9 protein-coding genes are annotated in these 9,001 nt (G+C 37.0%); 7 read left to right on the forward strand and 2 right to left on the reverse strand.

Features of this window, described 5'->3' with window-relative positions; translation table 11 throughout:
- Positions 1–153: 153 nt before the first annotated feature.
- From rarD to shc, 3 genes are all read left to right on the forward strand, one after another.
- Complete coding sequence (gene rarD / locus V7024_RS21545) at positions 154–1,083, forward strand: EamA family transporter RarD (protein WP_335523732.1); 930 nt, start codon at positions 154–156, stop codon at positions 1,081–1,083.
- Between the two features lie 77 nt (positions 1,084–1,160).
- Entirely contained in the window at positions 1,161–1,586 is a 426-nt protein-coding gene (locus V7024_RS21550; protein WP_335523735.1) for a divergent PAP2 family protein, read from the forward strand.
- A 100-nt stretch (positions 1,587–1,686) separates the two neighbouring features.
- The gene (shc, locus tag V7024_RS21555) at positions 1,687–3,546 is read left to right on the forward strand and encodes a squalene--hopene cyclase (RefSeq protein WP_335523737.1); all 1,860 of its coding nucleotides are present in this window, start codon (positions 1,687–1,689) and stop codon (positions 3,544–3,546) included.
- A 20-nt stretch (positions 3,547–3,566) separates the two neighbouring features.
- Here the strand turns inward: shc and V7024_RS21560 are convergent, their stop codons facing one another.
- Positions 3,567–3,719, reverse strand: a complete 153-nt coding sequence (locus V7024_RS21560) for a YfhD family protein (protein WP_335523740.1) — start codon at positions 3,717–3,719, stop codon at positions 3,567–3,569.
- A 132-nt stretch (positions 3,720–3,851) separates the two neighbouring features.
- On the opposite strand from V7024_RS21560, the gene fabG reads away from it, so the two are divergent.
- Entirely contained in the window at positions 3,852–4,592 is a 741-nt protein-coding gene (gene fabG / locus V7024_RS21565) for a 3-oxoacyl-ACP reductase FabG (protein ID WP_335523742.1), read from the forward strand.
- 93 nt (positions 4,593–4,685) lie between these two features.
- Here fabG and V7024_RS21570 read toward each other — a convergent pair whose 3' ends face one another.
- The gene (locus tag V7024_RS21570; protein ID WP_335523745.1) at positions 4,686–6,170 is read right to left on the reverse strand and encodes an aldehyde dehydrogenase family protein; all 1,485 of its coding nucleotides are present in this window, start codon (positions 6,168–6,170) and stop codon (positions 4,686–4,688) included.
- Between the two features lie 480 nt (positions 6,171–6,650).
- On the opposite strand from V7024_RS21570, the gene V7024_RS21575 reads away from it, so the two are divergent.
- The 3 genes from V7024_RS21575 (at position 6,651) to V7024_RS21585 (ending at position 8,965) form a co-directional block, all read left to right on the forward strand.
- On the forward strand, positions 6,651–6,935 hold the full coding sequence (locus V7024_RS21575) for a YhdT family protein (protein WP_335523748.1): 285 nt from the start codon (positions 6,651–6,653) through the stop codon (positions 6,933–6,935).
- Entirely contained in the window at positions 6,932–8,365 is a 1,434-nt protein-coding gene (gene panF / locus V7024_RS21580) for a sodium/pantothenate symporter (RefSeq protein WP_335523751.1), read from the forward strand. The genes V7024_RS21575 and panF overlap by 4 nt, the downstream gene beginning before the upstream one ends.
- 312 nt (positions 8,366–8,677) lie before the next feature.
- Positions 8,678–8,965, forward strand: a complete 288-nt coding sequence (locus V7024_RS21585; protein ID WP_335523753.1) for a hypothetical protein — start codon at positions 8,678–8,680, stop codon at positions 8,963–8,965.
- Positions 8,966–9,001 lie beyond the last annotated feature (36 nt).

The raw sequence follows: 9,001 nt of genomic DNA on the forward strand, positions 1-9,001 counted from the left end.
AAAAGCCCGATTGGTTCAACTAACCATCAGTGGGGAGGGAAAAAACCCCCACTGATAGAAGTTTCACTTTATATGAAAAAGTTATGTAGCAGAAAATTGTAAAGTGATAAAAGGACATTTTATAATGAAGAAAAAAGAAAAGAGGAGAGTCAAATGGAAGCGCAAAAAAAAGGGATGATATATGCGATAAGTGCATATATGATGTGGGGGATTCTACCGCTTTATTGGAAATTGGTAGACAAAGTTCCGGCAGAAGAAATTTTAGCTCATCGCATCGTTTGGGCATTTGTTTTTATGTTATTCGTTTTATTCATTTCTAAACGTTTTGGCCAATTTACGAATGAGTTTGTACAACTGTTTAAACGTCCTAAATTATTCATGTCATTAACTATTGCTTCTATATTAATTAGCGGGAACTGGTTTGTGTACATATGGGCAGTTAATCATAACCATGTCATCGAAGCAAGTCTAGGCTATTATATTAATCCGCTTGTTAGTATTTTACTTGGCACGCTTGTTTTAAAAGAAAAACTCAACTTTTGGCAATACATTGCTGTAGGGTTAGCCGCATTTGGAGTTGCAATTTTAACGGTTCGTTATGGATCGATTCCGTGGATTGCAATTTCGTTAGCATGTACGTTTGGGTTATATGGTTTATCAAAGAAATTATTGGATTATGATTCAATGATTGGGCTGACAATGGAAACGATGCTAGTAACACCGATAGCTCTCGTATATTTAGGAATGCTTGGTGCTGAGGGGATTAGTTCATTTGGGACAGTGTCGATTACATCGACATTACTTCTAGCGGGAGCGGGTATTGTTACTGCACTGCCGCTTTTATATTTTGCAAAAGGTACAAAGCTTATTCCATTATCAATGGTCGGATTTTTACAATATATTGCACCGACAATTAGCCTTGTATTAGGAATTTTCGTCTTTCATGAACATTTTACTACTGCACACATGACGGCATTTTTCTTTATTTGGATTGCGTTATTTATCTTTTCGATAGCAAAAACGAAATTTATGTTAAATAAGCAGCCGAAATTTATAAAAAATAAATCTGCAAAAGTTTCGTAAACGGCATAGTATTATATATGCTGTTTTCTTTATAATGAAAGTAAGGATATTCCATTATAAGCGATGAGGTGCGAATTATGGAAACAATTTTACATAACAACCCATTAATGTCTGCAGTGATTGCATGGTTTTTAGCACAACTTGCAAAAGTTATCATCACCTTAGTAAAAAAGAGAGAATTTGATTTTGCGCAGTTTTTTGCTTCTGGTGGAATGCCGAGTTCTCATTCTTCCACCGTGACAGCATTAGCAATCGCAATTGGAATTGAAGAAGGATTTTCGAGCTCTATATTTGCTATTGCGACGATTTTTGCGATTATTGTCATGTATGATGCATCCGGCGTGAGACTTGCTGTCAGTAAACAAGCGAAAATTTTAAATGATTTTTTTCATGGAAGACAAATGGAGTATAAAAAATTGAATGAACTTGTTGGGCATACGCCATATCAAGTCATAGTCGGGGCAATTTTAGGAATTGTTGTTGCGATTTGTTATTGTTCGTAAGCAAAGTGAGAAATGAATCTTACTTTGCTTTTTGTTATGCGCATATTTACGTATTTGTTTGAATATCGTATATGGATTCAGTACAGAAGGGGGGATATCTATGCTATTGCATGACAAAGTAAAATACGAAATGGAACGACAGGTTACAGCGTTACGTACGATGCAGCAAAGGGATGGTACATGGCGCTTTTGTTTTGAAGGAGCCCCCCTTACGGATTGCACAATGATTTTCTTGTTACGTATGTTAAAAAAAGAAAAAGAAATAGAGCCGTTTATAGCAAGGCTTACTTCTTTACAAGCGAATGAAGGAACGTGGAAGTTGTATGAAGATGAGCCAAATGGAAACCTTTCAGCTACTATTCAAATTTATGCTGCATTGCTAGCTTCTTTGCAATATAAGAAAGAAGACAGAATAATGCGCCGGGCAGAACAATTTATTATCGAACAAGGTGGAATTGCAAATGCTCATTTTATGACAAAGTTTTTATTAGCGCTTCATGGACAATACAATTATCCCACATTGTTTCATTTTCCGATGCCTTTTTTCTTTTTACCGGATCATTCTCCGTTTAGTATGTATGAGGTGAGTAATACTGCTCGTATCCATTTCGTGCCTACGATTATTTGTTTAAATAAGAAATTTATAGTAGATGAAATAGATATTCCTAATTTGAATCATATAGTAGGTGCAAATAAATCAAATTGGTTTCATCCTAAACGCTCTTCAGTTTGGCAAACCATATTATCTGAAGGAAAAAAGCTAATTTCGTATCCATATACACTTCACCATAAAGGATATAAAGCAGCGGAACGTTTTATGCTAGAACGAATAGAAGGAAATGGAACACTTTACACTTATGCAAGCGCTACTTTTTATATGATTTATGCCCTCCTTGCCCTCGGTCATTCTATACATTCTCCTATTATTGAGAAAGCTGTATCAGGGTTACAGTCGTACATATGGAACACAAAGAATGGTGCCCACTTACAAAACTCACCTTCAACAGTGTGGGATACTGCTCTTTTAAGTTACGCTTTGCAAGAAGCAAATGTGTCAGAAGATGATGCGATGATTGAACGAGCAAATCGCTTTTTATTAAAGAAGCAGCATACTTCTTATGGGGATTGGCATGTTCATGCACCTTCTTTATCTCCTGGCGGCTGGGGGTTTACTGATACGAATACTATTGTGCCAGATTGTGATGATACAACAGCAGCATTGCGTTCACTTACTGCAATCACCAAGAAAGATAAGAAAGTAAAACGAGCTTGGGATAAAGGGATGCATTGGATTCTTGGAATGCAAAACAAAGATGGGGGCTGGGGGGCATTTGAGAAGAATGTTGATAAGAATATGTTTCTGCATCTTCCGCTCGATAATGCAGAAGATATGATTCTCGATCCGTCTACAGCAGATATAACAGGGAGGGTACTCGAATTTTTTGGAACGCATGCACCGAATGAAATAAACAGGTATGATTTACAACGGGCAGTGCAGTGGCTTCTACGCAATCAAGAACAAAATGGTTCTTGGTATGGGAAATGGGGAGTTTGCTACATATATGGTACATGGGCTGCTGTAACAGGCCTGCGGGCAAACGGTTTGCCAAAGAATCACTCAGCAATAGACAAAGCAGTGCGTTGGTTAGAAGTGATTCAACATCGCGATGGCGGCTGGGGAGAATCGTGCAGAAGCAGCAAGGAGAAACGATTTATTTCCACGTCTTTTAGTACACCTTCTCAAACTGCATGGGCTCTAGATGCACTCATTGCTGTGCATGATACAGAGACAGCGTGTATTCAAAACGGAATCAATTATTTGTTAGAGCATTCTTTTCACAATATTGAATATCCAACTGGAACAGGACTTCCGGGAGAGTTTTATATTCGCTACCATAGTTATCATCATTTATTTCCTTTATTAACATTCGCGCATTATGTGGAAAAATACAAAAAATAAACCGAGAACATTTCCTCGGTTTATTTTTTGTTGCTTTGTTGATGTTTTTGACGTGCATCTGCAGCATCTGCACGCGCTTGTGCTTCTAAGTCGTCCTGATCAGCAAGCTCCCTAGAAAATTCAACATCAATACTGTCAGATACTTTGTTTTGCTGTACATTCTTTTTCTTCATCTCACACAATCTCCTTGTGTTATGTTAAGTTGCAATTATAGTGTGACACAAATAGACTTTTTTATACAAAAAGGAAAATGACATACATAAGACGAAATATATAGAAAATATATTGGAAAGTGGGGAAGAAGAATGAACTTTTTAGAGGGAAAAACAGCTGTTGTCACTGGTGCGGCGCAAGGAATTGGAAAAGAAATTGCCCGTGTATTTGGCTCTTTAGGAGCGAAAGTATTGCTAAGTGATATGAATCAAGAAGTCCTAAATAGTGCAACAACCCAATTGTTACAGGAAGGATATGATGTCAGGGCGTATGTTTGTGATGTAAGCAGTCATACAGATGCAAGATCGCTAATTGAGTATGCCATTCAAACATACGGTGCATTGCATATTTTAGTAAATAATGCAGGGATTACACGAGATGCAATGCTGCATAAAATGGAGAAAACAGCGTGGGAACAAGTACTACAGGTAAATGTAACAGGGGTATTTAACTGTATGCAACCAGCACTTTTACATATGCGTAAGCAACAATATGGCCGCATTATCAATATTTCTTCGATTAGTTGGCAAGGGAATATCGGCCAAGCGAATTACGCTGCGGCGAAAGCAGGGGTAATTGGACTAACAAAAACAGCATCAAAAGAAGCAGCTGGATTTGGTGTTACATGTAATGCAATTTGTCCGGGATTTATGGAGACTGATATGACGAAATCTATACCAGACAAAGTAAAGGGAAAGATGATTGCTGCCATTCCAGCAGGGCGAATCGGAATGCCGCAAGATATTGCGCATGCAGCTGCCTTTCTAGCATCAGACTTTGCTTCATATATTACTGGAGAAGTGTTAAATGTAAGCGGGGGATTACAAGTATAAATTAAATTTTCAATATGTGAGCGGTTAATAGAGAACGCTCACTAATCTTACTAAACTAGAAGAAAGGTCTTGCCAATTGGCAAGACCTTTCTTCTAGTTTAAGTTGATCCAAACGCTCTTTACTTCTGTATAGTTATTTAACGCATAAGAACCCATTTCGCGTCCAAGACCTGATTGTTTATATCCTCCAAACGGAGACGCTGCATCAAAGACGTTATAACAGTTTACCCATACCGTTCCAGCTCGTAATTTATTTGCAACATAATGCGCATTTTTTATGTTTTCAGTCCACAAGCCAGCTGCTAATCCATATGCTGATTTATTAGCACGTTCAATCACTTCATCAATGTCATCGAAGGGCATTGCAGCAACGACAGGACCGAAAATTTCTTCTTTTGCAATCGTCATTTCATCTTGTACAGCTGCGAAAATTGTTGGAGAAACGTAATAACCATTTTCGAAAGGTTTTGTTCCACCAACTAATATTTCTGCGCCTTCATTTTTTCCTTTTTCAATATAGCCCATAACTCGATTTTGTTGTTCTTCTGACACAAGTGGACCAATGGTAGTTTGTGGATCTAATCCAGCACCTTGTGTTAAGCTTTTTGAATATAAAGCAAGATCTGCTACAACATTATCATACATTTTCTTTGGAATGAATAGGCGAGACCCGGCGCAGCATACTTGTCCTTGATTAAACATAACGCCTGAAAGTGCAGCTGGAATGGCCCGAGATAAATCAGCATCAGGTAATATAATGTTTGGCGATTTACCCCCAAGCTCTAATGTCACGCGTTTTAAAGATTGAGAGGCTTCTTTCATAATGTGTTTTCCAACTTCAGTTGAGCCTGTGAAAGCAATTTTATCGACAAGAGGGTGACTGACAAGGGCTTGACCAGCTGTTTCTCCGTATCCAGGTACAATGTTAATAACACCTTTTGGAAATCCAACTTCTTCAATTAGTTCAGCTAAATATAGTGCAGAAAGAGGAGTTTGCTCGGCAGGTTTTAGTACGACAGTACATCCAGTTGCTAGTGCTGCTCCCAGTTTCCACATCGCCATTAAAAGCGGGAAGTTCCATGGAATAATTTGACCAACAACACCAACTGGTTCATGGCGTGTATAATTTAAAAAATCTCCTGAAACAGGAATTGTTTGACCAACTAATTTTGTTGCCCAGCCAGCATAATAACGCATATGTTCAATTGCAAGAGGGATATCTGCAGTTGTTGTTTCTTGAATTGGTTTTCCGTTATCTAATGTTTCAAGTTGTGCAAGTTCGTCTTTATGTTTTTCCATTAAATCAGCAAGCTTGTACATGAGACGGCTGCGATCAGCGCCGCTCATACGTGACCATGGACCTTCATCAAATGCCAGGCGTGCTGCCATGACAGCTTTATGAATATCTTCACGACTGCCTTCATATACAACGGCTAATGTATCGCCAGTTGCTGGATTTGGTGTTTTAAATGTTTTTCCTGAAGCGCTTTCAATAAAGTCTCCATTTACATATAACTTTTTTGTTCCTTGTAAAAATTTCTCTACTTTTTCATGAAGGTTCACAGCTAGTTGACTCATTGTATAACCCCCTTAAAAATATATAATGTAAACGCAGCAAAATGCTACGTTTATTCCAAATAAAGGCGGAGGTGTAAGATAAACTAGGTGAATGACATCTAATTTCAATCGTAACTTAAAGAATCAGAAATTTCAATCTTTAATTCTGTTATAATTGTTAAAAATATGTAAATGCAAATTGAAAAACTGACATAAAACCTCTTTTTTTAGGGGGGGACAAGAACGTCTGGCCGCGCATAGGAGCGATCAGGGCCTATTCCTGCCACATGCCAAGTTTGAAACAAAAGGAGCAGGCTAGTAGCTAGCATGTTGTATTCTGCATAGCTGCAATCTATGTGTTAAAAAATCAAAGTAGATTTATATATGTAATTTTTTATGGAAGCCCAATCTTTTTTTGTGAAAGATGTTCATTTTGTTTTTTTGTAGGAAAAACTATACAAAGAATGTTACAATAATACATCGTGGAAGGAGGGGATAGAAATGAATCGACATCATGAAGATCCGCGTTTTCGCATTGCACATCGTGAAGCATGGATTGGAATTGGACTTGCTGTTATCAACTTTCTGATATGGTACGGTTTTGCATATGGATTAGGTAGTGGTAACCCAAAAGAGTATACATACATATTAGGATTCCCAGCTTGGTTCTTTTATAGTTGTATAGTAGGATTTATTGTAATGGTTTTACTTATTGTCTTTGTTGTTCGTTTCGTCTTTCAAGATGTTTCGTTTGATGAGGAAGAAAAGAGTGAGGAAAGAAAATGAACTGGTATGTAATTATTCCAATGATGTTATCTTTTGTTGTTGTATTTTTAATTGGTGTATATGCATCAAGACGTGTGCAAGCGACCGCACATAACAAATTTTTGCAAGAGTATTTTCTCGGTGGCCGCGAACTTGGTGGATTATTATTAGCAATGACGATGATTGCGACGTACGGAAGTGCAAGTAGCTTTATTGGTGGGCCTGGAATTGCCTATAATACAGGCCTTGGCTGGGTATTGTTGGCGTCTATTCAAGTTGTAACGGGTTACATTGTATTAACTGTACTTGGAAAGAAATTTGCGATTATTGCAAGGAAAATGGAAGCTGTTACGTTAATTGATTACTTGAAAGGAAGATATAATAATAAAGCTGTTGTTATTTTATCGGCATTATGTATTATTATCTTCTTGTTTTCAGCAACTGTTGCGCAGTGGGTTGGCGGCGGAAGATTAATTGAATCATTAACAGGTATGTCATATACAACGTCTTTATTTCTTTTTACGTTTTTTGTACTTGTTTATGTTTTGATTGGTGGCTTTCGTGCTGTTGCGCTTTCAGATACAATACTCGGTCTTATTATGTTAATTGGTACGGCAATTATTTTAATTGGTACAATTGTTGCAGGCGGTGGTGTTTCAAATATCATGCAAGAGCTTGTACAAATTAATCCCAATCTAATTACACCGTTTGGGGCGGATGGTAGCTTGACAAAAGTTTATGTGTCTTCATTTTGGATTTTAATTGGTGTGGGAGTTGTTGGTTTGCCGCAAATTAGCGTACGTGCTATGTCGTATAAAAATTCAAAAGCGATGCATCAAGCTTTAATTATTGGCACTGTTGTTGTTGGTACAATTATGATTGGCATGCATTTAACAGGTGTATTCGCACGTGTCGTTTTACCAGGAGTGGATGTACCGGATAAAGTAATGCCGTTGCTTGCGATGAAAGTATTGCCGCCTTGGCTTGCTGGTATTTTCTTAGCAGCTCCAATGGCAGCTATTATGTCGACGGTGAACTCATTGTTGTTACTTGTGAGTTCTTCCATTATTAAAGATATTTATGTAAATTACATAAACGAAAATGCTGCGGATCAAACTGTAAAAAGGGGAACGCTTTGGATTACAGCGATTGTTGGATTGCTTGTCTATGCTGCAGCGATTAAACCACCTGACTTTTTAATTTGGTTAAATTTATTTTCTTTTGGCGGTTTAGAAGCAGCATTTATTTGGCCGCTTGTACTTGGGCTGTATTGGAGAAAAGGGAATGCTGCCGGGGCACTTGCTTCTATTGTTGTTGGGGTAGGTTCATATATGGGGTTCCATTTGTTTCTCCCTAATCCTTTTGGTGTTCATACGGTCGTATTTCCAGTCTGTTTAGCACTTATTGCTTATATTATAGGAAGCATGTTATTTTCACGTAAGTTGCAATAAACTTGAAATCTCTACATAAAAAGAGAATATCATTAAACGTACTATATTTAGAAGAGGATACTATGTCAAATATGAGAGCATAGTTCCTCTTCTTTTTATATTATCTACTACGTATTTAGTGTTTAGAAAAGTAGTCTATGATGTATAAAATATGAAAGGAACGTATTGAGGTCGATAGGCAAAGCTTGTTCAACTAACAAGTGTCTTAATTGAATGGATTTGTTTAGTATAAGTTGATATTTTAAAATTAAATGTAATATAATATAATAAATATTTTTAATATTTAAAAATATAAGCAAGAGGAGTTGGAAAATGAATTTTAATAAAAAGGTATTTGAAATAATTGATTCTGTAGAAGACTTAGATAATGGATTTGAAGATATATTAAAATTATCTTTGAGATGTAAGTTTTCTGACTGCACTCATACAACTGAGCCTGACTGTGCGGTTGAAAAGGCGATTTCTGAAGGCGTTCTATCAGAGGAAAGTTTTAATAATTTTTATAGATTTAAAAACGAAGCAGAATATGTTTCTGAACAAAAGAATAAAACGAAGGCTATTGATTATATGAAACAATTGAAACTTTTTCAACGGTCTTAGCTAAGCTAATTCATAATTATTTATACTGTAATACAT

Origin of the sequence: Bacillus sp. JJ864 (genome assembly GCF_036963045.1) — a bacterium.
GTDB classification, from domain to species: domain Bacteria; phylum Bacillota; class Bacilli; order Bacillales; family Bacillaceae_G; genus Bacillus_A; species Bacillus_A pseudomycoides_C.